This window comes from Longispora urticae, assembly GCF_053902585.1.
On the sequence record NZ_JAQZSH010000026.1, the window covers coordinates 1 to 26,645 of the forward strand.

The following is a 26,645-nucleotide window of genomic DNA, read 5'->3' on the forward strand; positions in this document are numbered from 1 at the left end:
TCTACCACCAGTGATGAACGACCGCCAGTGGGGTCCGTTGGAGATCCATCCCAGTGACATCGGGGCCGAGGCGACTCCCGAGGCCCTGGTCGCGCACCTGCGCTCCGCCCCGGTCGACGAGCAGCTCGTCGCCAACAAGGCGCTGGTCTTCCGCGGGTTCAACGTCACCGAGGACGCCCTCGACGGCGTGATGGACCTGCTGCTGCCCAACCGGCTGGCCTACGTGCACGGCAACTCGCCGCGGACCAAGGTCGGCAAGAACGTGTACACCTCGACGGAGTACCCGCCGGAGTTCACGATCTCGATGCACAACGAGCTGTCCTACGCCTCCGCGTGGCCGACCCGGCTGATGTTCTTCTGCCACACGGCCGCCGCGACCGGCGGGGCGACCCCGGTCGTCGACGCCGAGCTGTGGCTCAACCTGCTCGACGACGAGGTCCGCGAGGCCTACGCCAAGGGTGTCCGCTACACCCAGAACCTGCACGACGGCCTCGGTCTGGGCAAGAGCTGGCAGGACACGTTCGAGACGGACAAGCGCGACGAGGTCGAGGCGTTCCTGGACACCTCCGGCGCGACCTGGAAGTGGACCGGCGACGGCCTGCGGGTCAGCCAGGTCCGGCCGTCCACCCTGGAGCACCCGGTCACGGGCACCGAGGTGTGGTTCAACCAGTCCGACCAGTTCCACCCGGCCTCGCTCGGCGACGACACCGCCAAGGCGCTCGCCGCGATCATGCCGATCGAGGAGATGCCGCAGTCCGTGGCGTTCGCCGACGGCACCCCGATCCCGGACGACTACGTCATCCAGGTCCGCGACCGGGCCCTGGAGGCCGCCGTGGACGTGGACTGGCGCACCGGCGACGTGCTGCTCATCGACAACGTGCTGGTCGGCCACGGCCGCCGGCCCTACACCGGCGCGCGGCGCATCCTCGTCGCCATGTCGGACTGAGAGGACCCACGTGCTTCCCTTCCTGGTAGAGGGCACCGACGAGATCTCGGCCGCCATCACCGCCGACCGGCCCCGGCTCCGCAAGCTGCTCGCCGAGCACGGGGCGGTCCTGCTCCGGGGCTTCGGGGTCGACGGCGTGGACGGCTTCGACGGCTCGGTCCGGGCGCTGTCCGGCGCGCCGCTGACCTACGCGGAGCGGTCCTCGCCCCGCAGCACCATCAAGGGCCAGGTCTACACGTCCACGGACTACCCGCCGGACGAGGAGATCTTCCTGCACACCGAGAACTCCTACCAGGCCACCTGGCCCCTGGTGCTGTACTTCTACTGCGTCGAGCCGCCGACCACCCTCGGCGCGACCCCGCTCGCGGACATCGCCAGGATCCACGACCGGGTCGACCCGGCGGTGCGCGCCGAGTTCGCCGCCCGCAGGTGGATGGTGGTGCGCAACTTCCACGCCGAGTTCGGGGTGACCTGGCAGCACGTGTTCAACACGGAGGACCGGTCCGTGGTGGAGGCGTACGCGGTCGAGAAGGGCATCGAGCTGGAGTGGCGGGGCGACGACAGCCTGCGGACCCGGGCCGTGCGTGACGCGATTCACACCCACCCGGTGACCGGCCAGGCGTCCTGGTTCAACCACGCGACGTTCTTCCACGTGTCCACCCAGGCCCCGGAGGTCCGCGAGGGCCTGCTGGAGATCTTCGAGGAGGACGACCTGCCCAGCAACACCTACTACGGTGACGGCGGCCGGATCCCCGACGACGTGATGGACCACCTGCGGGCCTGCTACCGGGCGGAGAGCACCCGGTTCGACTGGCAGAAGAACGATGTTCTCGTCGTGGACAACATGCGGGCGGCCCACGGTCGCGAACCGTTCACCGGACCGAGGAAGATCGCGGTAGCGATGGCGGAGCCGTCGAAGTCCTGAATCACTACTACCCATCAGTAGCGATTTGTGTTGATCTTTCTAGATCGTTTGGATGTACGACATGGACGACGGCGTGCGGCTTGAGTCGCTGAGCAGGACCTACGGCACCGGATCCACTGTGGTGACCGCCCTGGACGGTGTGACCCTCGACTTCGGGGCGGGCACCTTCACGGCGATCATGGGGCCCTCGGGCTCCGGCAAGTCCACCCTGCTGCACTGCGCGGCGGGTCTGGACCGGCCCACCGGCGGACGGGTGCTCGTGGCGGGGAAGGACCTCACCGGCCTCGACGAGACGGAACTGACCCTGCTGCGGCGGGATCGGATCGGCTTCGTCTTCCAGTCGTTCAACCTGCTCCCCGCCCTGACGGCGGAGCAGAACGTCGGCCTGCCGATCCGGCTGGCCGGCCGCAAACCCGACAAGGCGGCGGTGCTCGGGGTCCTCAAGGACCTCGGCCTCGCCGACCGGGCCGGTCACCGGCCCAGCGAGTTGTCCGGCGGCCAGCAGCAGCGGGTCGCCATCGCCCGGGCGCTGGTCACCCGGCCGGCGGTGCTGTTCGCCGACGAGCCGACCGGCGCCCTCGACGCGAAGACCGGGCGCGACCTGCTCGCGCTCCTCCGCAGGCTCGTGGACGAGCAGGGCCAGACGATCATCATGGTCACCCACGACCCGGTGGTCGCCGCGCACGCGCACCGGGTCGTGTTCCTCGCCGACGGCAAGCTCGCCGGCGAACTGGTCGACCCGACCGCCGAGCAGGTCGCGGCCCGGATGACCGGACTGGAAGTGACCGGGTGACCCCCATCGCCTGGGCGACGCTGCGGGCCCGCTGGGTCACGTTCGTCAGCACCTTCGTGGCGCTCACGCTCAGCGTCGCCCTGGTGTCGGCCATGGGCCTGATGCTGGGCGCGACGCTGAACCTGCCCGACCGGGGCGCCGAGCGGTTCGGCACCGCCCCGGCCGTGGTGTACGCCACGGACCCGACCTGGGACCCGGCCCTGCACGACCCGGGTACCCGCTCCCTGGCCGCCGCCAAGGGTGTCGACAAGGACCTGGTGGCCACCCTCCAGGGCCAGGGCCGCACGGTCCTCGACCGCTCGTTCTACGCCCAGGTGTCCGGCCAGCGGACCCGCCCCGGGCTCGCGCCGCTCGGCCACGCCTGGTCGGTGGCGGAGTTCGGCGGGTACACGCTCGCGGCCGGGCGCGCGCCCGACGCCGCCGACGAGATCGCCACCGCCGGTGGGAACGTCGGCGAGAAGGTGACCGTGCTGACGGCCGAGGAGGCGAAGAGCTACACCGTGGTCGGGGTGACGAAGGCCGTCGGGTTCGAGCAGGCGGTGTTCTTCTCCGAGTCCGAGGCGGCCCGGCTGTCGCCCCGGGTCGAGGCCGTGGTGTCCTTCGCGCCGGTCGACACCCTGCGCTCCACGGTCGGGGACCGGGCCCTGGTGCTGACCGGGGACGACCGGCACAAGGCCGACCCGAGCGTCGCCGGGGACCGCGACGCCATGGACAACACCGAGACCCTGCTGCCGATCACCGCGTCGGTCGCGGGGTTCGTCTCCATCTTCGTGGTCGCGTCCACGTTCGCGTTCGCCGTCGTGCAGCGCCGGCGCGAGGTCGCGCTGCTGCGGACCGTGGGGGCCACGCCCAAGCAGGTCCGCCGGATGCTGCTGGCCGAGGCCGGCCTGCTCGGTACCGTCGCGTCCCTTTTGGGCTGCGTGCTCGGCTACCTCGCGGCCCCGCTCATGACGAGCTGGTGGATCCGGCTGGGCATCTCGCCCGAGTGGTTCGCCGTGGACTCCTCGTTCTCCTTCTACGTGTGGGGCCCGCTGGTCGGCGCGTTCCTCGTCGGCCTGGCCGTGGCCCTCGTGGGCGTCTGGTCCGCCTCGCTGCGCGCCGCCCGGGTCCGCCCGGTGGACGCGCTGCGCGAGGCGTCGGCGGACACCGGCGGCATGACCCGGGGCCGGCTCGTGTTCGGCCTGACCGGGCTCGGGATCGGCCTGCTGGCGGTCGCGCTGATCGGCTTCGTGGCCCCGGACCTGGTGCTGATCCCCAACGCGTACGTGCCGATCCTGCTCGTGCCGATCCTCGCCCTGGCGCTGCTGGCGCCGATCGCGGTGGGGCCGATCGTCAAGCTGCTCACCTGGCCGCTCGGCGGGCTCAAGGGGGCCGGCGCGATGCTGGTCCGCGAGGGCACCCTGACGGCCACCCGGCGGACCGCCGCGACGGCCGCCCCGGTGCTGCTCACCCTCGGGCTGTCGCTGTCGCTGCTCGGGGCCACCGAGACCGTCAACGAGGCCCGCGACACCGCGCTGCGCTCCGAGGTGAAGGCCGACTACGTGGTCTACCCGGACGGCACGCCCGGCGTGAGCCGCGCCGTGGTGGACCGGCTGACCGCGGTGCAGGGCGTGGACGTGATCGCACCGATCATGACGATGCTGTACATCGTGGAGCCCGACGGCGGGCTCGACGAGAACGACGGCCAGGCCGTGGACCCCGCCCAGCTCGCGAAGACCGTCGAGCTGCCGGTGGCCGAGGGCTCGCTGTCCGACCTGCGGGACGACACCATCGTGGTGCCCGACCTGTGGGGCAAGGACATGGGGGAGTCGCTCGACATCCAGATGGGCGACGGCACCCGGGTGTCCCTGAAGGTCGTCGCGATCGTGAAGGCCACGCCGGGCAACGACATCGCGTACCTGTCGATGAAGTACGCGGACACGGCCAAGTACGCCCGGACGGGGCTCGCCCGGCGCGCACAGATCCGGATCCACCCCGACGCCGACCGGCCCGCCGTGGACGCGGCGTTGCAGCAGGCCATCACGGGTTCCGGCACCAAGCTGTGGGCGGCGTCGGCCTGGGTCGGCAACGAGACCGCCGAGGCCCGGAAGATCAACTCCCTGCGTCAGCAGGTGGTACTGGGCATCGTCGTCCTCTTCTGCTTCATCGCCATCGTCAACACCCTGATGATGGCCACCGCGGACCGGCGGCGCGATCTCGCGGTGCTCCGGCTGACCGGGGCCACCCCGAAGCAGGCGCTCCGGGTGTTCGCCGCCGAGTCGCTGCTGGTCTGCGCGGTCGGCTTCACCCTGGCGGCGCTGGCCGCGCTGGTGAACCTGATCGGGCTGCGGTTCGCGCTGACCTCGCTGTTCGGGTCGACGCCGATCGTGGTGCCGTGGGGGCCGGTGGTGCTGATCGGCGGGATCAGTGTGGTCCTGGCGCTGCTCGGGACCGTGCTGCCGGCCGCTCTGGCGCTGCGTACCCCCTCTGTGGAGTTGGCGGGCGTTCGGGAGTAGCTCCGCGCAGTACCCGTCGGGGAGGGTGTCGCTGTTCGCCAAGGGACAGCGGCACCCTCCCCGTTTCCGTGCCCGGGGCAGCCCTCCACACCCGTGACCTCGCCCCGATATAGGCGTCGTATAGCCGCAGACGGGACTCTCTCACCATCTGCTGACGTCTAGGTGGTTTGAAGGAGCGCGGCGCATGAGCACAGGCGGAACCGAAGCGATCCGTGAGGAGCTGCTCCGCAGCCGGCTCGCCGGGCGGGCCAGCCGGCGCACGACCATCGAGCAGGTGGACCGCGACGGTCCCCTGCGCCTGGCGTTCGGCCAGCAGCAGATGTGGTTCCTCAGCCGGCTGGAGCCGGACAGCTGGGAGTACCTGGTCCCGGTCGCCCTGCGGCTGCGCGGCCCGGTGGACGCCGACGCGCTCGGCCGCGCCTGGGACGCCCTGGTGGACCGGCACGAGATCCTGCGCACCCGCTACGAGCTGGACGGCACCGAGCCCGTCCAGGTCGTCGACGCGCCCCGCGCCGGCGGCCTGACCGTCGTGCCGGTGCGCTCGGAGGCCGAGGCGCTGCACCTGGCCGAGACCGAGCCGGGCAACCCGTTCGACCTGGAACGCCAGTGGCCGGCCCGCGCGAAGCTGCTGACCATCGACGCCGAGCACCACCTGCTCGTGGTCGTGTTCCACCACATCGCGTGCGACCAGTGGTCGGTGCGGATCTTCGCGGAGGAGCTCAGCGCCCTGTACGGCGCGTTCGTCAAGGGCGCGGAGCCGGCCCTGACCCCGTTGCCGATCCAGTACGCCGACTTCGCCGCCTTCGAGCGCGGCCAGGCCACCCAGCCGAAGCACCTCGACTACTGGCGGCACCAGCTCTCCGGCATCGAGCCCCTCGAGCTGCCCACCGACCGGGCCCGCCCGGCGACCCGCAGCTCCGTCGGCTCGGCCGTGCCGTTCGCGTTCCCGGCGGGGCTGGCGGAGAAGCTGCGCGCCGTGGGCCGCGACAACGAGTCGACCCTGTTCATGGTGCTGCTCACCGCGTACCAGGCGCTGCTGGCCCGCTACACCGGCCGCACCGACATCCCGGTCGGCACCGTCGTGTCCGGCCGGGTCCGGCCCGAGACGCAGCGCCTGATCGGCTACGGCATCAACAGCCTGGTCATGCGCGCCATGTGGGACGACGACCCGACGTTCGCGGAGCTGCTCGCCCGGGGCCGCAACACCGTGCTGGAGGCGTTCGACCACCAGGAGGTGCCGTTCGCCAAGCTCGTCGACGAGCTGCAGCCCGAGCGCGACATGTCCCGCACGCCGCTGTTCCAGGCCGCGTTCACGATGCACGACGAGCGGGTCGGCGGCTTCGACCTGCCGGGCGTGACCGTGGAGAACCTGGAGCCGCCGGCCCGGATCGCGAAGTTCGACCTGACGTTGCAGGTGGAGGAGGCGGCCGACGGCGGGCTGCGCGGGCACCTCGAATACGTGTCCGCCCTGTTCGACGAGACCACGGTCGAGCGGATCGCCGGCCACTTCGTCCGGCTGCTCACCCAGGTCGCCGCCGAGCCCGGCATGCGGCTGTCCACCGTGGAGCTGCTGGACGAGACCGAGCGGGCCGTCGTGCTCGCCGAGCCGCGCCGCACCCCCGGCCTGCCGCCGACCCAGTGCGTGCACGAGGTGTTCGAGGAGTGGGCGGCGTCGTTCCCGGACGCGCCGGCCGTCGTCTTCGAGGGCCAGGAACTGACCTACGGCGAGCTGAACGCGAAGGCCAACCGGCTCGCCCACCACCTGCGCGCGCTCGGCGCGGGCCCGGAGACCCTGGTCGGGGTGTCCCTGGAACGGGGCGCGGACCTGGTCCCGACCCTGCTCGGCGTCCTCAAGTCCGGCGCCGCCTACCTCCCGCTGGACCCGGCGCAGCCCGCCGACCGGCTCGTCTACATGCTGGACGACGCGCAGGCCCCGATCCTGGTCACCGACGCCGTCCAGGCCGAGCGGCTCTCGGCGGCCCAGGTCACCACGGTGCTGGTCGACGAGCACGCCGACGCTGTCGCCGCGAACCCGGCGCACAACCCGGAGCAGCTCGGCGGCCCCGACAACCTGATCTACGTCATCTACACCTCCGGCTCCACCGGCCAGCCCAAGGGCGTGTGCCTGACCCACGGCAACGTGCTGCGGCTGCTGACCGTGACCGACGCCGACTACTCGTTCGACGAGACCGACGTGTGGCCGCTGTTCCACTCCTACGCGTTCGACGTGTCGGTGTGGGAGCTGTGGGGCGCGCTGATGCACGGCGGGAAGCTGGTGGTGGTCCCCAAGGACGTGACCCGCTCCCCGGACGACTTCCTCGACCTGCTCGTCGACCACGGCGTGACGGTCCTCAACCAGACCCCGACCGCGTTCCGCGGCCTGGTCAGCCTGGCGGGGGAGGGCGACCCGCGGATCGACCAGCTCAAGCTGCGCGCCGTCGTGTTCGCCGGCGAGAAGCTGATCTTCGGCGACCTCGCGCCGTGGACGAACCGGGTGGGCCTCGACGCCCCCCGGCTGCTCAACATGTACGGCATCACCGAGACCACCGTGCACACCACGTACTACCGGGTCCGCCCCTCCGACATCGACCCGCAGGCCGGCAGCCCGGTCGGCCGGGCCCTCGACGACCTCCGGGTGTACCTGCTCGACGCGCACGGCAACCTGGCCCCGATCGGCGCCCCCGGCGAGATCCACGTCGCCGGCCTGGGCGTGGCCCGCGGCTACCTGAACCGACCCGAGCTGACCGCCGAGCGGTTCGTCCCCAACCCGTTCGGTCCGGGCCGGCTCTACAAGAGCGGTGACCTGGCCCGGCGCAGGCCCGACGGCAGCCTGGAGTTCATGGGCCGCGCCGACGACCAGGTCAAGGTGCGCGGCTACCGGATCGAGCTGGGCGAGATCCAGGCGGCCCTGGCGGCGCACCCGAGTGTCCGGGACGCCGTGGTCGTGGTCCGCGACGAGCAGATCCTCGCCTACATCGTCTCCGCCGGCGGTTCCGTGCCGGCGCCGAGCGAGCTGCGCGCGCTGCTGCTGAAGACCCTGCCGGAGTACATGGTGCCGGCCGCGTTCATCCCGGTCGGCAAGATCCCGCTGACCGTGAACGGCAAGCTGGACCGCCGGGCGCTGCCGGTGCCGGGCCGCGCGGAACTGGGCTCCGACCGCGAGTTCGTCGCCCCGCGCACCCCCGTCGAGGAGCAGGTCGCGGCCGTGTGGCGCGAGGTGCTCGGCGTCGAGCGGGTCGGCGTGGACGACAACTTCTTCGACCTGGGCGGCGACTCGATCCGGGCCGTCGGCCTGGTCGGCGCGCTCCGGCCGGCCGGCTTCGACGTGGCCGTGCGCGACATCTTCGCGCACCGGACCGTGGCCGCGCTGTGCGAGTTCCTCACCGGCCGGCCCGCGCTGGTCGAGCTGGACCGGGTGGTGGCCCCGTTCGACCTGGTGTCCGCCGAGGACCGGGCCAAGCTGCCCGCGACCGTGGTCGACGCGTACCCGTTGTCGCAGATCCAGCTCGGCATGGTCGTGGAGATGCTCAACGACACCGGCCGGAACAACTACCACAACGTGACCTCGTTCCGGATCCTCGACGACGGGCCGTTCGACCTCGCCGCCCTGCGCGAGGCCGGCCAGATCGTGATGGCCCGGCACGAGATCCTCCGCACCTCCTTCGACCTGGACACCTACGCGGTACCGCTCCAACTGGTGCACGCCACCGCCGAGCTGCCGATCGGGCACCAGGACCTCACCGCGCTGTCGGGTGACGCCCTGGAGCAGGCGATCCGGGCGCACATCGCCGCCGAGCGGGCCGACCTGTTCGACCTGGCCGTGCCGCCGCTGCTGCGGTTCACCGCGCACGAGTGCGGGGACAAGAGCTGGTGGCTGACGTTCACCGAGTGCCACCCGATCCTGGAGGGCTGGAGCCACCACTCGCTGCTGATGGAGCTGGTCGGCCTCTACCGGACGATCCGCGACGGCCAGACGCCCGTGGACCCGGAGCCGGCCAACGTCCGGTACGCGGACTTCATCGCCGCCGAGCTCGACACCCTGGCCGGTGACGAGGACCGGGCCTACTGGAAGACCATCGTCGACGGGTACGCGAAGGTGGAGCTCCCGGCCGTCTGGGCCGACCCGGAGGACACCCCCAAGGAGTCGTACCGGATCTGGATCCCCTTCCACGACCTGGAGTCCGACCTGCGCCGCCTGGCCAGCAGGGCCCAGGGCTCGCTGAAGAGCGTCCTGCACGCCGCGCACCTGAAGGTGATGAGCCAGCTCACCGACGAGGAGAAGTTCTTCAGCGGCCTGGTCTGCAACGCCCGCCCCGAGGCGCTCGGCGCCGACCGGGTCTACGGCCTCTACCTCAACCCGCTGCCGTTCGCGTTCGACCGGGGCGCCGCCACCTGGCGCGAGCTGGTCGAGGGCGTGTTCGCCCGCGAGGTCGAGCTGTGGCCGCACCGCCGGTTCCCGATGCCGGCCATCCAGCGCGAACTCGGCGACGGGCAGAAGCTGCTCGACATCCGATTCAGCTACCTGGACTTCCGCCAGGTCGACACGTCCCTCGTGGACTACGCGGCCACCATCGACGACAGCCCCACCGAGTTCCCGCTCGCCGTGTCCACCCAGGCCGGGTTCTGCATCCTGACCGGGCACACCCACGCCATGAGCAGGGTCAACGCGGACCGGCTCGCCGCCATGTACCGCGCGGTGCTGGAGTCCATGGCCGCCGACCCCGAGGGCGACGCCCGGGTCACGTACCTGCCCGAGGGCGAGCGTCGGCAGATCCTCACCGGGTGGAACGACGTCACCCAGCCGGCCCCGGAGCACACGGTCCGCGAGCTGGTGGAACGCGCCGCCGCCCTGTACCCGGAGCGCCCGGCCGTCCTCGGCGGGCCCGAGCCGCTCACGTTCGCCGAGCTGGACGCGCGGGCCAACCAGTACGCGCACCACCTGCTCGCGGCCGGCGTCGGCGCCGAGTCCGTGGTCGGCGTGCTCCTCGACCGGGGGCCGGACCTGATGGCCGCGCTCCTCGGCGTGTGGAAGGCCGGCGCGGCGTACGTGCCGCTGGACCCGTCCTACCCGGCCGACCGGATCGGCTACATGGTCCAGGACGCGCAGTCGATCGTCGCGATCACCCAGGACGACTACGCGGACCGGTTCGCCGTTCCGGTGGTCCGCCCCGCCGACATCGCGGGTCGCCCGACGGGGAGCCCCGGGATCGCCGTCGACCTCGACCAGCTCGCCTACGTCATCTACACCTCCGGCTCCACCGGCCGGCCGAAGGGCGTGCAGGTCCCGCACCGGGGCCTGGCCAACCACATCGCCTGGGCCGCCGCCGAGCTGGCCGGCGGGGAGTCCCCGGACCTCACCCCGGTGGGCGGGGCCGGCCGGCACACGGCCACCCCGGGCAACGGCGCCCCGGTCTTCTCCTCGGTGTCCTTCGACCTGGTGGTCCCCAACCTGTGGGCCCCGCTGGTCGCGGGCCAGCCCACCCACCTCCTCCCGCAGGACGTGGACATGGCCGACCTGGGCCGCTGGCTGGTGCAGTCCGGACCGTTCAGCTTCATGAAGCTCACCCCGGGCCACCTCGACGTCCTCACCCACCAGATGACCGCCGCCCAGGCGCACGGCCTCACCGAGGTCATGGTCGTCGCGGGCGAGGCGTTCACGAGCCGGACCCTGGACCGCTGGCGGAAGCTGGACCCGACGACCCGCCTGGTCAACGAGTACGGCCCGACCGAGGCGTCCGTCGGCACCTGCGTCTTCCCGATCGCGGACGGCTACACCGCCGACGTGGTCCCGATCGGCCGCCCGCTGCCGAACATGACGATGTACGTCCTCGACCCCGACCTCAACCCGGTCCCGGTCGGCGTGACCGGCGAGCTGTACGTCGGCGGCACCGGTGTCGCCCGCGGCTACGCCAACCGCCCCGACCTGACCGCCGAGAAGTTCGTCCCCGACCCGTTCGGCGCGCCCGGCACCCGGCTGTACCGCACCGGTGACCTGGTCCGCCAGCTCGCCGGCGGGGAGATCGACTTCCTCGGCCGGGTCGACAACCAGGTGAAGATCCACGGCTACCGGATCGAACTGGGCGAGATCCAGACGGTGCTCCTGGAGCACGCCGGGGTCCGCGAGGCGGCCGTCGTGGTGCACGAGGACGAGGCGGGCGAGAAGCGCCTGGTCGGGTACGTGGTGCCCGAGGCGGGTCCGGTCACCGGACTGGCCGAGCACTGCGCGACCCGGCTCCCGGAGTACATGGTCCCGCCGGTGTTCATGAGCCTGGACAAGCTGCCGCTCAACGCCAACGGCAAGGTGGACCGCAAGGCGCTCCCCGTACCCGACGCGGTGGAGTCCGAGCGCGCCTTCGTCGGCCCGCGTACCCCGACCGAGGAGCACGTCGCCGCCGTGTGGCGCAAGGTCCTCGACCTGGACCAGGTCGGCGTCACCGACAGCTTCTTCGACCTGGGCGGGCACTCGATCCGCGCCGTGGCCCTGGTCGGCGCGCTGCGGGCCGCGAAGTTCGACGTGTCGGTGCGCGACGTGTTCGCCTACCGGACCGTCGCCGAGCTGGCCGAGTTCCTCACCGGCCGGCCCGCCAGCCCCGAGATCGACGCGCCGGTCGAGCCGTTCGCGCTGGTCTCGGCCGCCGACCGGGCGAAGCTGCCGGCGGACGTGACCGACGCGTACCCGCTGTCGCAGGTGCAGCTGGGCATGATCGTGGAGATGCTCGCGGACGGGCGGAACGCGTACCACAACGTGTCGTCCTTCCGGGTTTCCGACGGCCACCGGTTCTCGCTGGCCGCGATGCGCCAGGCCACCAGCCTCATCACCCAGCGGCACGAGCTGCTGCGCACCTCCTTCCAGCTCGACGCGTTCGACACCCCGCTCCAGCTGGTGCACGCCACGGCCGAGATCCCGGTCAGCGTGCGGGACCTGTCGGGGCTGGACGAGCCCGCCCTGCGCGCCTCGATCGCGGAGTTCACCCGCGAGCAGCGCTCCGAGCTGTTCGACCTGTCGGTGGCCCCGCTGTTCCGGCTCACCGCGCACGTCGAGGGCGACCAGGCCTTCTGGCTGACCGTGACCGTCTCGCACCCGATCACCGAGGGCTGGAGCCAGCGCGCCCTGCTCCGCGAGCTGATCGACCTCTACGAGCGGATCCACGCCGGCGAGGAGATCGACCCCGCGGAACCCACTCCCATCCGGTACGCGGACTTCATCGCCGCCGAGCTCGACGTCCTCGAGGGCGACGAGGACCGGGGCTACTGGAAGTCCATCGTGGAGGGCTACCCGAAGCTCACCCTGCCGGCCGGCTGGGCCGGGGACACCACGGTCCCCGCGACCTCCTACTCCACGGTCGTGGACGTCCGCGACCTGGAGGCCTCGCTGCGGTCCCTGGCCAGCCGGGCCCGGGGCTCGCTGAAGAGCGTGCTGCACGCCGCGCACCTGAAGGTGATGAGCCAGCTCACCGACGAGCCGTCGTTCTGCTCGGGCCTGGTCGCCAGCGCCCGGCCGGAGGCGCTCGGCGCGGACCGGGTGTACGGCATGTACCTCAACACCCTGCCCTTCGCCCACGACCGGGGCGCCGCCACCTGGAAGGAACTGGTGGAGGGCGTGTTCGCCCGCGAGGTCGAGGTGTGGCCGCACCGCCGGTTCCCGATGCCGGTGATCCAGCGCGAACTGGCCGGCGGCGAGCGCCTGCTCGACGTGCGGTTCAGCTTCCTGGACTTCCAGGAGGACTCCGAGCTGGTCGACGTCGCCGACGGCGTGATCGGTGAGGGGGCCACCGAGTTCGGGCTGGCCGTGGCCGCGCTGACCAACCAGCTGATCCTGACCGTGGACACCCACACCCTCAGCCGGCACCACGCGGACCGGCTCGGCGCGATGTACCGCGCCGTGCTGGAGGCGATGGCCGCCGACTTCGAGGGCGACGCCCGGGGCGTGCACCTGCCGGCCGGCGAGCGGGAGATCCTGCTCGACGAGTGGGCGTTCACGCCCGGCCCGGACATCACGCACTCGGTCCTCGACCTGTTCGAGGCCCAGGTCGCGGCCACCCCGGAGGCCGTGGCGCTCGCCGTGCCCGGCGGCACCGAGGTGACCTACGCCGACCTGGACGCGAAGGCCAACCGGTTCGCGCACTACCTGCGGGGCCGGGGCGTCGGACGGGAGTCCGTGGTCGGGGTGCTCCTCGACCGGGGACCGGACCTGATGGCGGCCCTGCTGGGCGTCTGGAAGGCCGGCGGGGCGTACGCGCCCCTGGACCCGTCCTTCCCCGCCGACCGGCTCGGCCACATGCTCGGCGACTCGGGCGCGCGGGTCGTCGTGACCCACTCCCGGTACGCCGACCGGTTCGACCCGCAGTGGTCCGACTGCGTCCTGGTGGACGTGGAGCGCTACGAGCTCGCCGGCCAGCCGACCTCGGCCGTGGCGGAGACCCGCGACCTCGACGGCGCCGCGTACGTCATCTTCACCTCCGGCTCCACCGGCCGGCCGAAGGGCGTCCAGGTCACCCACCGGGGCCTGGCCAACCACGTGGTCTGGGCCCGCGACATCCTCGGCACCCAGGGCACCGGCGGCGCGCCGCTGTTCTCCTCGGTCGCCTTCGACCTGGTCGTCCCGAACCTGTGGGGGCCGCTGGTCGCCGGTCAGCGGGTGCTGCTGCTCCCGCAGGACGTGGACCTGGCCGACCTGGGCCGGATCCTCGACGCGCACGGGCCGTTCAGCTTCATCAAGCTGACCCCGGGCCACCTGGAACTCCTCGGCCACCAGCTCGACGCCGCGCAGCTCGACGCCCTCGCCAAGGTGATCGTGGTCGCCGGCGAGGCCCTGCCCGGCCCGCTGGCCGAGCGCTGGCGGGAACTCCTCGGCGACGGGCGCCTGATCAACGAGTACGGGCCGACCGAGGCGTCCGTGGGCACCTGCATCCACCCGGTGGTGACCCCGCAGCTCGTGGAGGTCGTCCCGATCGGCCGGCCGCTGCCCAACATGGCCATGTACGTACTGGACCCCGAGCTCCAGCTCGTCCCGGTCGGCGTCACCGGCGAGCTGTACGTCGGCGGCACCGGCGTCACCCGGGGCTACCTGAACCGCCCCGAGCTGACCGCCGAGAAGTTCGTCCCGCACCCGTACGGCGCGGGCCGGCTCTACCGCAGCGGCGACCTGGCCCGCTGGAACGCGCACGGCGAGGTCGAGTTCCTGGGCCGCATCGACGACCAGGTGAAGATCCGCGGCTACCGGATCGAGCTGGGGGAGATCCAGGCGGTGCTCACCGCGCACCCGGCCGTCCGCGAGGCGACCGTCGTGGTCCGCGAGGACACCCCCGGCGACCGCCGGCTCGTCGCGTACTACGTGGCCGACCCCGAGGTCGACCTCGTCGAGCACTGCGCGCTCCAGCTGCCCGACTACATGGTGCCGGCCGCGTTCGTACCCCTCGAGAAGTTGCCCCTGAACGCCAACGGGAAGGTGGACCGCAAGGCCCTGCCCGCGCCGGAGCAGGAGGACGAGGGCGAGTTCACCGGGCCGCGCAACGCCGTCGAGGAGCAGGTCGCGGCCGTGTGGCGTGACGTGCTCGGCCTGGAGCGGGTCGGCGTGCACGACAGCTTCTTCGACCTCGGCGGGCACTCGATCCGGGCCATCGCCCTGGTCGGCGCGCTGCGGCAGGCCGGCTACCCGGCGGTGTCGGTGCGCGACGTGTTCACCCACCGCACGGTCGCGGACCTGGCGCACGCGCTGACCGGCACCGGCGCGGAGCCGGCGGCCGACGCCGGGCACACGGCGCCGTTCGCGCTGCTCTCGGCCGAGGACAAGGGCCGGCTGCCCGCCGGGCTGGTCGACGCCTACCCGCTGTCGCGGGTGCAGCTCGGCATGGTCGTGGAGATGTTCGCCGACGCCGACGTCAACCGGTACCACAACACGTCGGCCTTCAAGGTCGTCGAGCCGGAGCCGTTCGACGTCGACGCGCTGCGGAAGGCGGCGGCCCTGGTCGTGGAGCGGCACGAGATGCTGCGCACTTCCTTCGACCTCGACGGGTACTCGACGCCCATGCAGCTCGTGCACCCGAACGCCGAGATGGCGGTGGCCGTCCACGACCTTCGCGACCTCGACGACGCCCAGCGCGACACCGCAGTGCGGGAGTTCGTCACCCGCGAGCGGTCCGAGCTGTTCGACCTGGGGCACGCCCCGCTGCTGCGGCTCGCCGCGCTGGTGGAGAACGACGGCTCCTGGCGGCTGGCGTTCACCCTCTGCCACGCGATCACGGAGGGCTGGAGCCAGCAGGCGCTGCTCGCCGAGCTGCTCGACGCCTACCGGGCGTTCCGGGACGGCGGCACCCCGAAGGCGCTGGACCTGCAGGGTGCCCGGTACGCCGACTTCATCGCCGGCGAGCTGGAGTCCCTGGCCTCCGAGGCCGACCGGGACTACTGGCGCACCATCGTCACCTCGCACGCGCCGCTGGCTCTCCCCGAGGGCTGGGGCGGCGAGGAGACGGGCCACTTCCGGTCCTTCGTGCCCTACGTGGACCTGGAACCCCAGCTCCGGGCGCTGGCAGCCAGTGAGAAGGCGTCCCTGAAGAGCGTGCTCCTCGGCGCGCACCTGAAGGTGATGAGCCAGCTCACCGACGCCAAGGCGTTCTACGTCGGCCTGGTGCAGAGCGCGCGCCCCGAGAACCAGGGCGCCGAGAAGGTGTACGGCATGCACCTCAACACGCTGCCGTTCCCCTACGACCGCACCGCCGGCACCTGGGCGGAACTGGTCGGCCAGGTCTACGCCCGGGAGACCGAGCTGTGGCCGCACCGCCGGTACCCGCTGCCGGCGATCCAGAAGGAGCAGGGCGCCGAGCGGCTGATCTCGGTCATGTTCAGCTACCAGGACTTCCGGCAGACCGACACCGAGCAGTCCGACGTGCGCGCCGACGTGGGCGACGCGGCGAACGAGTTCGGGCTGCAGGTGTCCACGGTGCCCGGTCACCTGGTGCTCAAGGCCCCGGCGGACCTGCTCAGCCGGGCCAACGCCGAGCGCCTGGTCGGCATGTACCGGGCTGTGCTGGAGGCCATGGCGGCCGACCCGGCGGGCGACGCGGGCGCGTCCTACATCTCCGAGCCCGAGCGCGACCAGCTGCTGGTCGAGTGGAACGACACTGCGATGGAGTGGTGAGCGTGGCCGTCCACCGGAGTATGGCCTTCCTGGCACGGGCAGAGCTGAACGGAGCGGGTTCATGAGATCTGTGCACCACGTGTTCGAGGACCGGGCGGCATCGACGCCGCACGCGGTGGCCGTCGTCTCCGGCGACGAGCGGGTGACGTACGCGCAGCTCGACGCGCGGGCCAACCAGTTCGCGCACCGGCTCCGCGAGCGGGGCGTCAGCCCGGACGACCGGGTGGGCGTGCTGCTCGGCCGCGGGCCGGACCTGGTGGCCGCGCTGCTCGGGGTGTGGAAGGCCGGGGCGGCGTACGTGCCGCTGGACCCGGAGCTGCCCGCCGAGCGGCTCGGCTACTACCTGGCCACGGCCGGCGTCCAGCTCGTCATCACGGAGAGCCCGTACGCGGGCGCGCTCCGGGAGTACGACGGGCGGGCACTGTGGACGGACCGCGAGGCGTGGCAGGACCCGACGACGGCGGTGGAGCGCTGGGACGACCAGTACAACCTGGCGTATGTGATCTTCACGTCGGGGTCGACGGGCAAGCCGAAGGGCGTGCAGATCGCGCACCGGGCGCTGCTCAACCTGCTGTTCTCGCTCCGGGTGCACCTCGGTGCCGCCGAGGGTGACGGCTGGCTGGCGGCCACGTCGCTGTCCTTCGACATCTCCGGCCTGGAGCTGTGGCTGCCGCTGATCACCGGCGGCCGGGTGGTGCTGGCCGGCGACGGCGAGACCAAGGACGCCACGGCGCTGATCCGGCTCGTCGACACCCAGCAGGTCAGCCACGTGCAGGCCACCCCGTCGGGCTGGAAACTGCTGCTGGCGGCCGGGTTCGGCGAGCGGCCGGTGACCGCGCTGGTCGGCGGCGAGGCCCTGCCGCCCGTGCTGGCTCGGACCCTCGCGGGCCAGGTCAAACGCCTCGTCAACGTGTACGGCCCCACGGAGACCACCATCTGGTCCACGTTCTGGGACGTGCCCGCTGACGCGGAGACGGTCCTGATCGGCCGGCCCCTGCACAACACCCGCACCTACGTCCTCGACCAGGACCTGAGCCCGGTGGCCGTCTCCGTGGTCGGCGAGCTCTACCTGGGCGGCGACGGCGTGGCCCGCGGCTACGTCGGCCGCCCCGACCTGACCGCCGAACGGTTCCTGCCCGAGCCGTTCGGCGGCGCCCCGGGCGCCCGGATGTACCGCACCGGGGACCTGGCCCGGTACCGCGCCGACGGCACGATCGAGTTCCTCGGCCGGGTCGACCACCAGGTGAAGGTCCGGGGCCACCGGATCGAACTCGGCGAGATCGAGGAGCGGCTGATCACCCACCCGCAGGTCCGCGACGCGTGCGTCGTGGCCCGCGAGGACGCCCAGGGCGAGAAGTGGCTCGTGGGGTACGTCGTGGGCGACGCCGAGGGCGGGGAGCTGCGCGGCCACCTCGCCGAGGCCCTGCCCGGGTACATGATCCCGGCCGCGTTCGTGCACCTGGACGTCATGCCGCTCAACGCCGCCGGCAAGGTGGACCGCCAGGCGCTGCCGGCCCCGGACCGGGCGGCCCTGAGCCCCGACCGGGCGTACGTCGCCCCGGCCACCGAGACCGAGGCCCTGATCGCCCGGGTGTGCGCCCAGGTGCTCGGCATCGACCAGGTGGGCATGGGGGACCGGCTGATGGACCTCGGCGTGGACTCGATGCGGATCGTGCACCTGCTCACCGGGCTCCGGGAGGGCGGGAAGCCGGCCTCGCTGCGCCAGCTCTACCAGTACGACACCCTCGCGGACCTGGCGCTGGGCCTCGACGGCGGACGGCCCCGGCCGCTGCCCCGGGCCACGGTGCCGACCCAGCGCGGTCCGGTCCGGCTGCCGTCCCCGTTGGGCGTGATGGCCGACCACCGGGTGCCCGGCGTGAGCGTGGCGGTGCTGCGCGACGGCGAGGTGGCGCTGGTGGAGAGCCACGGCGTGCTCCGCGCGGGCGGTGCCGAACCGGTCACGTCCCGCACGCCGTTCCAGGTGGCCTCGATGAGCAAGCACGTCACGGCCGTGGCGGTGCTCCGGCTGGCCGAACGGGGCCTGCTGGACCTCGACGCGGACGTGAACGACTACCTGACCGACTGGCGGGTGCCGGCCGGCGGGGTCGTCACGGTCCGCCAGCTGCTCTCCAACACCTCCGGCCTGTCGCTGTCGCCGAGCACGCTCTACGAGCCCGGCCAGCCCGTCCCGGCCCTGCTGGACGTGCTGCGCGGCGAGGGGGTCCGCCCGGAGCTGGCGCCCGGGACGGTGTTCCGCAAGACCAACAGCCATTTCGCGGTACTGCAGCAGGTGCTCACCGACGTCGTCGGCCGGCCGTTCCCCGAGCTGATGGCCGACCTGGTGTTCACCCCGCTGGGCATGGCGGACAGCAGCTTCGACCCGGCGTTCCCCCAGTGGTCGGACAGCACGGTCGCCACCGGCCACGACGCCGAGGGTGCCCCGATCCCGGGCGGTCACCGGCTCCGGTCGGCGCTGGCGGCCGGCGGCCTGTGGTCCACGGCGGCGGACCTGGCGAAGGTGGCGTGCGAGATCCGCGCCGCCGCGCTCGCCGATTCATCTCCGCTGCTGTCGCGGATGTCAGCCGAACAGTTGTTGACGACCGTGCTGCCCGGGAGTTTCTATGGTCTGGGCACAATCGTCGACGATTCCGGGACCGATACGGAGTTCGGCCACGGCGGGGAGTCCGCGGGCTTCCGGTGCGTGACCATGACCCGCCTGAAAGACGGTTCCGGATTGGTCGTACTCACTAATGGTGAGTCCGGACGCGAGGTGCACGGCTTCCTGGCGGATGTTCTCCGTGGCCAGGACGTAAAGACGTCTACAGTAGACTGAAATATGTTACCGATGGGTTCTAGAAAACTGAAAGGAATTCGCGTATTGGAGAATGGCCTGGAGCTTGCCGGCAATAGTCGACTTGTTGACTAGTGGGTACAAGCTTGATTAGTGCGGTCGACACCTCTGATTTACATCTTGTAACGTGGGTCCGAAAGTGCTGGACCGCAAGAAAAAATCAGGGGAGCGCGATGCTCGAGGCCTTCGATGTCGATCCCGTGGCGGAGTCCATCTACCTCGCGATGCTCAAGAGCCCCCTCGCGGGGATCGCCGAGCTGGCCGAGCGGCTCGGCTGGGAGGAGGACCGCATCCGGTCCGGATTGGACGAACTGGCCAGGCTCTCCCTGCTCAGGCCGTCGTGGGAGAATCCGCTCGCCATGCGGCCGGTCTCCCCGGAGGCCGGCCTGGAGATCCTGCTGGCCCGTCAGCGGGTGGACCTGTTGCGCCGTCAGCACCAGATCGAGGAAGGCCAGGCGGCCCTGCAGGTGCTGATCGCGGAGTACGCCCATCCGAACCGGGGCACCGGGTCCACCGGCGTCGAGGAGCTGATCGGGCTCGACGCCGTCCGCGAACGCCTCGAACGGCTGGCGTACCAGACCCAGCACCAGGTGCTGGCCTTCGCTCCCGACGGGGCGCAGACGGAGGAGGCGTTGGCGGCGAGCCGGCCACTGAACGCACTACTGCTCGAACGGGGGGTCGAGATGCGCACGTTGTACCTCAACAGCGTCCGCAACGACGCCCCGACGAGCGCGCACGCCGACTGGCTCGTGGAGATGGGCGCCCTCGTCCGCACCGTGCCCGTGCTGCCGATCCGGATGCTCATCGTGGACCGGATGTTCGCCGTGGTGCCGTTGGACATGGACAACACCGCCGCCGGGGCCGTCGTGGTCCGCGGCGCCGCCCCGGTGGCCGTCATGTGCGCGCTGTTCGAACAGATCTGGCAGACGGGTACGCCGTTCGGCGACGAGCAGGACGACCGGTGCCCCGAACTGACCGACCAGGAGCGCGCCCTGTTGAACCTGTTGCTCCAGGGCGACACCGACGAGCAGGCCGCGCGCAAGCTCGGCGTGTCGCCGCGTACCGTCGGTCGGATGGGTGCGGAGATCATGGCGCGGCTCGGGGCGCGCAGCCGGTTCCAGGCCGGCGCGCTGGCGGCCGAGCGCGGTTGGTTGACGCAGTCATGACACTCCGACGTCCCGCCGGGCAATTTTCCATCAGCCCGGAACCCTGGATTCTTAAGTCCGATTCTGTGATGGTTGGTCGGTGCATTTAGTAACGGTCCGCATGAGCGCCACTATGTCCTGTTCTGCGGAGCAGGCAGAGTGGCTTCGTCGCGTTATCTGGCAGGTGGCCAGACCGGCTGACGGACTCGAGCACGTGTACGTCGAGCCAACAGTGGAAGGCGCCGACGCGGTGGTGTTCGTGGTGGCCAGCAACCTCTCCGACGCCGAGCGCGCCGCGGCGGATCTGATTGAGCGCGCGGTGCTGCGCGGCGGTTACGCGGGGTGGCGGGTGCTGCTCTGTGAGGTCTCTCTGATCATTCCCATTGCGCGCCAGTCCGTACTTCCCGACGAGTAACACATGACCGACTTCGGTCATGCAGGATTCGGACACTGAACTGGCTTGACCGGCCCTTGTGGACCCGACAGGATTTCAGACGAAAGACAGATTCGGCAATCTCCGCCGACATCCGGGCGGGGCATCCTCGAACGTGAAGTCCTTTCTTCTGATCGAATCCTGTGAGGAGTCGTTGTGGCACGTGTTCTGCGCAGCGTTGTCATCGGCGCGGCAGTTCTGATTGCTGTGGCCGCCGTCACCACGATCATCACGTCCCACCTGCAGGTGACGTCCATCGGACAGGTCGCCGCGGGCGATGCGGTGGCGGGCGACTTCACCTGGCAGTGAAGCGGCACGCAATCGCGGGTGAACAACAAAAGAATCTCAATGTGACGATGCCTGAGGTGGAGTCGACGGCACAGTCGGCTCCACCCCTCTCTTCTTATTCCGCGAACTCTCATATATCGACGGGTGGATCCATGGAGTTCCGTGTCCTCGGACCGGTGGAAGTATGGAAGGACGGCGCCGAGATCCCGCTGGACGGGTCGAAGCAACGAACGGTGCTGGCGGCCCTCCTGTTGGCCGACGGCCGGATCGTCTCCGACGAGCGGCTCAGCACCCTGCTGTGGGGCGAGAACCCCCCGGCGACCCTCAACGCCCAGATCTGTACCTACGTCTCCCGGCTGCGCAAGAGCGCGGAACCCGGCATGGAGATCCTCCGCCAGCGCCCCGGCTACCTGATCCGGCTCGACGGCGCCCGGTACGACCACGGGGACTTCGAACGCCTCGCCCAGACCGGCCGGGCCGCCCTGCGGGAGGGCCGGCACGCCGACGCCGCCGAGAAGCTCCGCGCCGCCCTGGCGCTGTGGCGGGGTCCCGCGCTGGCCAACGTGACCGAGTTCCTGCTCGGCGCGGAACAGCTCCGGCTGGAGGAGGCCCGGATCGCGGTCCTGGAGAGCAGGATCGACGCCGACCTCGCCCTCGGCCGGCACGCGCCGCTCGTCCCCGAGCTGACCGGCCTGGTCGCCGAGCACCCGCTGCGCGAGGGACTGCGCGCCCAGCTGATGACCGCCCTGTACCGCTGCGACCGGCAGGCCGACGCCCTGGCCGTCTACCACGACGGCCGCCGGGTCCTCGTCGACGAACTGGGCGTGGACCCCGGCCCCACCCTGACCCGCGCGCACCACGACATCCTGGTCGCCGCCCCCGCCCTGGACGCCCCCACCGGCCGGATCGAGATCGCCCCCCGCCCGGCCATGCTGCCGGCCGACCTCGGCGACTTCACCGGCCGGACCGCCGAACTCGCCCAGGTCGCGGGCGTCCTCGACGCGGAGCACGCCACCGCCGCGCCGCTCCTGGTGACCGGCATGCCCGGCGTCGGCAAGTCCGTGCTCGCCGTCCGCGCCGCGCACCTGACCCGCGACGAGTTCCCCGACGGCCAGCTGTACGTGGACCTCGCCGGCGCGGGGGACATCCCCGTCGACCCCGCCGACGCGCTGGCCTGGTTCCTCCGCGCGCTCGGCGTCGAGGAGGACGCGCTGCCCGCCGGCCTCGACGAGCGGATCCAGGTGTACCGGACCCTGCTCGCCACCCGCCGGGTCCTCGTCGTCCTCGACAACGCGCACAGCGAGGCCCAGGTCGCCCCGCTGCTGCCCGGCGGCCCGACCTGCCGGGTGATCGTCACCAGCCGGGCGCATCTGCCCGCCCTGGCCGCCGCGCACGTGGTCGCGCTCGAACCGTTCGGCACCGACGACGCCCGGGTGCTGTTCGCCGCCGTGATCGGGGTCGCCCGCTACGACATGGAACGCGACGCCGCCGAGCGGATCGTGACCCGGTGCGCCGGGCTGCCGCTCGCGCTGCGGGTCGCCGGTACCCGGCTGGTCGCCCGACCGCACTGGCCCGTGTCCCGGCTCCTGGACCGGCTGGAGACCAGCGGCCGGCTCCTCGACGAGTTCCGGCTCGGGGCGCTCGACGTCCGGGGCAGCCTGCACCGGGCGTACCGTTCGCTGCCCCCGGTGGCCCGTACCGGCCTGCGGCGGCTCGCCCTGCTCGACGTACCCGACTTCCCCGCCTGGGCCCTGGCGGCCCTCCTGGAGGTGCCGGAGGAGCCCGCCGAGGAACTGGCCGAGGCGCTGCTCGACGCGCGCCTGCTCGAACTGCGGCTCGACTGCAGCGGCCGGCAGCGCTACGCCTTCCACGACCTGGTCCGCCCGTTCGCCCGCGAGCGCGCCGAGGACGAGGAGCCGCCCCCCGCGGCCCGCGCCGCCCTCGACCGCGCGTACGGCGCGTGGCTGTCCCTGGCCACCGAGTGCTCCCGCCGGCTCGACGGCGTCGGCACCCGGCCCGGCCGGGGCGGCGCGCCCCGCTGGCGGCTGGCCGGCGGCCTGGTCAACGACCTCGCCGAGACCCCGGTCGCCTGGTTCGAGGCCGAGCACGGCGCGCTGGTGGCCCTCGTGGCCCAGGCCGCCGCGTCCGGCCACGCCGCGTCCGCGTGGGAACTCGCCGGTGCCTGCGAGGACTACTTCGAACTGCGCGGCCACCAGCACGACTGGCGGCGCACCTACCAGCGGGCACACACCGCCGCCCGCACCTCGGGCGACGCCCGGGGCGAGGCCGCCATGCAGCTCGGCCTGGCCCGGCTCGCCGGCTACCGGGGCGACGCCAACGCCAGCCTCACCTACGCCGACCGGGCCGCGAGCCTGCACGCCGCGCTCGGCGACCCGGTGGGGGAGGCCGAGGCCCTGCGCCGGTGCGCCGACGCCTACCGGCACCTCGGGCACCCGCAGTCCGCCGAGGACGGGGCCCGCCGCGCGCTGGCCATCGCCCTCGCCGGCGGGGACCGGTCCGGCACGGCGGGGGCGCGGACCGCGCTCGGCGACGTGCTGGGCGACCTCGGGCGGTCGGGGGAGGCCCGACGGGAGTACCAGGCGGCCGTCGACCTGTCCCGGCAGCTCCCCGACGCCCGCCGCACCGCCGCCGCGCTCGACGGCCTGGCCCGGCTCGACCTCGACGCGGGCCGGTACGCCGAAGCGGAGTCCGGCCTCGCCCAGTGCCTGGCCGTCTACACCCTGGCCGGGGACCAGGCGGGCCGGGCGACCACGCTCACCCACCTCGGGCACCTGCGGTTCGCGGAGGGCCGGCACGACGCGGCCCGCTCCCTGTACCGCGACGCCCTGGCCCTGCTCAACGGCCTCGGCCTGCAACGCCGGTACGCGCACGCCTGCGCCGTGACGGGGCTCGGCCGGATCGCCGCGGCGCAGGGCGAGTCGGGGCGCGCGGTGCACCTGCTCACCACGGCCGCCGAGCTGTGGACGGGGCTGGGGCTGGTGACCCGGGCGACCGGGGTGCTGACCGAGCTCGACGGGGTCCTGGGCCGGCCGCGGGCCGCGGCACTGCCGGCCATCGCGGGGGCCTGACCGACCGCACGTGCCAGGAACGGCCCGGACCGACCACCGTCGGCCCGGGCCGTTCGGCGTCCTGGCGGCCCAGTCCGTTCCGCGTCCGGGCGGGTCGCACCGGACTCCCTCGGGACCTGCGGTGGCCGACGGCGAATCGGGCCGACGCCGACGCCTCCGCGGCCCTGTGGGCGGAAGGCGGCGGCTCTGCGCGGAGGTCGTGAGCCTCGGACTGTCTCGGCCTCGGAGAGAGGTCCCTCACCCACACGGCGGCCCGGCCCCGGACTCCCCCAGATGGGTCTGTGCGTCACCGCCAAGTCTGAGTAGGGTCCGGTGGACCGTGCCCGGAGCCGCCGCGCGCTGAGGGGCCTGAGGTGCGCACCGCTACGACGACACCGGGAGGGTACGTGCCGCTCGCCGATCCGATCGGGTTCCTCGCCGCGCAGCACGCCGAGTACGACTGGGACGGCCGATCCGCCCTGGCCTTCGACGACAGCTACCGGGCGCGCCAGCTGCCCCTGCTCGGCGGCCGGGCCCGCTCCGACCTCCGGAACGGGGACCTGCGGGACGGCGAGTTCTGGCCGCCGGTGCGGTCGGTCACGGTGCCGATCGACTCGGGCACGCTGCTCGCGGACCCAGGGTTCGCCGCGTTCCTCGACGCCCTGCGCGACAGCGACCTGGCCGGCGACGTCTGGTGGGACGGGCTCGCGGTCCGGGCCGACCGGGTGCATGCCACGCTGGCCCCGGACATCGGCGCGGCCGTCGTCGACCCACCGGGGGAGGGGCCGATCGTCGTCACGGTGCGCGGTCCGTGGGTCGGCCGGCTCAACACGGGCCGGATCTATCTCCCCGTCGAGGTACCGTCACCCGCCGACCGCCGGACCCTGGCGGCCGTCCGCGACCAGCTCGGCGCGGAGCACCGTCCACTGCTCGCCGGCTACCTGCACCTGCGCTCGGAACTCGAAGGCCACCGCTACGAGCTCCTGCGTTCCGTGGTCCGCGCGCACCAGCGCCGGGTGGCCGTGTCGATGGTGGTGGACCACCTGGCCGTGCGGGACACGATGGACAACCTGGTCCTGCGTTCCCACCTGGCGCGCCGGCTCCCCTTCGGTGGCTAGCCGGCGCTGGATCGAAGTCCGGGCTCCGACGGTTCCGGACCGCACCTCGGGCGGCCATGGAGCGGCCTGACCCGCCGCGCGCGACGAACCCGGTCGCCGCCACGACAACTCCACGACCGACAATCGCGCACCAGACGGGTACCGCGCCACGAAGCGACCGCCGCTGCGGCTGCCCCGGTCCACGGGCGCCGAACGCGCGCAGGACGACGGAACCCACCGTCGGCCACCTACCTGGACACCCACGGGCCACGGAAGCCGGCCGGATCGCCATCGACGACGGGCCCGACCGCCCAGGCATCGCTAGTCGAAACTGATCTCGCCGGAGACCTTGCCGAGCTGCCGCAGCAGCCCGAACAGGTCCGTCTCGCCCCAGAACCGAATGATCCTTCCTTCGGAGACCTGGTACATCTTGATCCCGCTCAGGCGCACGTCCCGGCCGGTGGCGTCGTGCCGGTAGATGTTGACGAAGTACGCCACCACCCGGTCCCCGGCCGCGAACAGCTCCACGATGTCCACCCGGCAGTCGCTCAGCCCGGGCGTGGTGACCGCCTCCGCCGGATACCGCCGGCCCACCACGCGGTTCCCGGCGCCCCAGATCTCCACGTCCTCGGCGACGACGGCCTCCAACTCCGCGAGATCGCCGGTCTCGAAGACCCTCAGGTACCGCCGCACCACATCCACGGGCTCCATGACGGCCAGCCTATCGCCGACCCTCATCGATGATCAACATTGGGAACCGGCCCCGGGTCGTGGACGTCGAAGGCGCCCGGACACCGGCCACGTCGCCATCAGGGGCTGGCCACGCGTGTCATCGTCCACCGGCATCCGGCCTGGCCGGGTGCCCGCCCGCGAAGCCCACGCGGGCTTCGCTGTTGGGCGGAAGCGGATCCGGACGCCCCGGTGGAGGTGACTCCCTCCGGGTGGGGGCACCGGGCCGGAGTCGATCCGGGGCCGCCGGGTAGACGCGAGGCCAGCCCGGCGCGGCGTGGGGCTGGAACGGTCCGCGCGGCCCGGCAGGGCGCCTCCCGCCTTGTGCGGGTATCAGGGCCGGAGTCGATCCGGGATAGGTGCGAGGCTCGCCTGGCTCGGCTCGGCCCGGCTCGGCTCGGTGAGGGACGGCGAGGGACGGCGAGGTGAGGCGCCGGGCGGCGCGGTGAGGGGCGGCGCGGAAACGGATCCGGGCGGCCCGACGGGGCCTCTCCCACCTGGCGCGAGCCTCAGGGCCCGGAGTGGACACGGGGTCGCCGGGTAGGCCCGAGGCGCACCCGGCACGGGCGGGCCTGAGCCGTGACCGGGCGGAAACGGATCCGGCGGCCGCCTCCCGCCTGTGCCGGCATCAGGGTCGGAGTCGATCCGGCGTCGCGGGGCAGGCAGGCGTGAGCCCCACCGCGCGAGGCACGGGGCCGGAACGGATCCGGGCGGCCGGGTGGGGACCAACCCCACCCG

The 26,645-nt window shown here is 72.5% G+C and carries 12 protein-coding genes; 11 read left to right on the forward strand and 1 reads right to left on the reverse strand.

All coding sequences use genetic code 11. The features are described from left to right. Nucleotides 1-13 precede the first annotated feature (13 nt). From PT931_RS16260 to PT931_RS16310, 11 genes are all read left to right on the forward strand, one after another. Nucleotides 14-946, forward strand: a complete 933-nt coding sequence (locus tag PT931_RS16260) for a TauD/TfdA family dioxygenase (protein ID WP_456246592.1) — start codon at nucleotides 14-16, stop codon at nucleotides 944-946. A gap of 10 nt (nucleotides 947-956) precedes the next feature. Further along, the gene (locus tag PT931_RS16265) at nucleotides 957-1,871 is read left to right on the forward strand and encodes a TauD/TfdA family dioxygenase (RefSeq protein ID WP_456246582.1); all 915 of its coding nucleotides are present in this window, start codon (nucleotides 957-959) and stop codon (nucleotides 1,869-1,871) included. Between the two features lie 52 nt (nucleotides 1,872-1,923). Continuing rightward, nucleotides 1,924-2,664, forward strand: a complete 741-nt coding sequence (locus PT931_RS16270; RefSeq protein WP_456246583.1) for an ABC transporter ATP-binding protein — start codon at nucleotides 1,924-1,926, stop codon at nucleotides 2,662-2,664. Continuing rightward, on the forward strand, nucleotides 2,661-5,159 hold the full coding sequence (locus PT931_RS16275; protein ID WP_456246584.1) for an ABC transporter permease: 2,499 nt from the start codon (nucleotides 2,661-2,663) through the stop codon (nucleotides 5,157-5,159). Before PT931_RS16270 ends, PT931_RS16275 begins: the two co-directional genes overlap by 4 nt. A 184-nt stretch (nucleotides 5,160-5,343) precedes the next feature. Further along, nucleotides 5,344-16,296, forward strand: coding sequence for an amino acid adenylation domain-containing protein (locus tag PT931_RS16280; RefSeq protein ID WP_456246585.1), 10,953 nt, complete (start codon nucleotides 5,344-5,346; stop codon nucleotides 16,294-16,296). Between the two features lie 61 nt (nucleotides 16,297-16,357). Further along, nucleotides 16,358-19,129: a non-ribosomal peptide synthetase gene (locus PT931_RS16285; protein WP_456246586.1), complete on the forward strand. Its 2,772-nt coding sequence runs from the start codon at nucleotides 16,358-16,360 to the stop codon at nucleotides 19,127-19,129. 191 nt (nucleotides 19,130-19,320) lie between these two features. Then, nucleotides 19,321-20,313, forward strand: a complete 993-nt coding sequence (locus PT931_RS16290) for a LuxR C-terminal-related transcriptional regulator (protein WP_456246587.1) — start codon at nucleotides 19,321-19,323, stop codon at nucleotides 20,311-20,313. A gap of 193 nt (nucleotides 20,314-20,506) precedes the next feature. Next, entirely contained in the window at nucleotides 20,507-20,707 is a 201-nt protein-coding gene (locus PT931_RS16295) for a hypothetical protein (RefSeq protein WP_363720496.1), read from the forward strand. A 174-nt stretch (nucleotides 20,708-20,881) separates the two neighbouring features. Next, entirely contained in the window at nucleotides 20,882-21,034 is a 153-nt protein-coding gene (locus PT931_RS16300; RefSeq protein ID WP_456246588.1) for a hypothetical protein, read from the forward strand. A 131-nt stretch (nucleotides 21,035-21,165) separates the two neighbouring features. Further along, on the forward strand, nucleotides 21,166-24,102 hold the full coding sequence (locus PT931_RS16305; protein WP_456246589.1) for a BTAD domain-containing putative transcriptional regulator: 2,937 nt from the start codon (nucleotides 21,166-21,168) through the stop codon (nucleotides 24,100-24,102). A gap of 386 nt (nucleotides 24,103-24,488) precedes the next feature. Next, nucleotides 24,489-25,199, forward strand: coding sequence for a hypothetical protein (locus PT931_RS16310; RefSeq protein ID WP_456246590.1), 711 nt, complete (start codon nucleotides 24,489-24,491; stop codon nucleotides 25,197-25,199). A 300-nt stretch (nucleotides 25,200-25,499) separates the two neighbouring features. Here the strand turns inward: PT931_RS16310 and PT931_RS16315 are convergent, their stop codons facing one another. Beyond that, complete coding sequence (locus PT931_RS16315; RefSeq protein ID WP_456246591.1) at nucleotides 25,500-25,889, reverse strand: ester cyclase; 390 nt, start codon at nucleotides 25,887-25,889, stop codon at nucleotides 25,500-25,502. Nucleotides 25,890-26,645 lie beyond the last annotated feature (756 nt).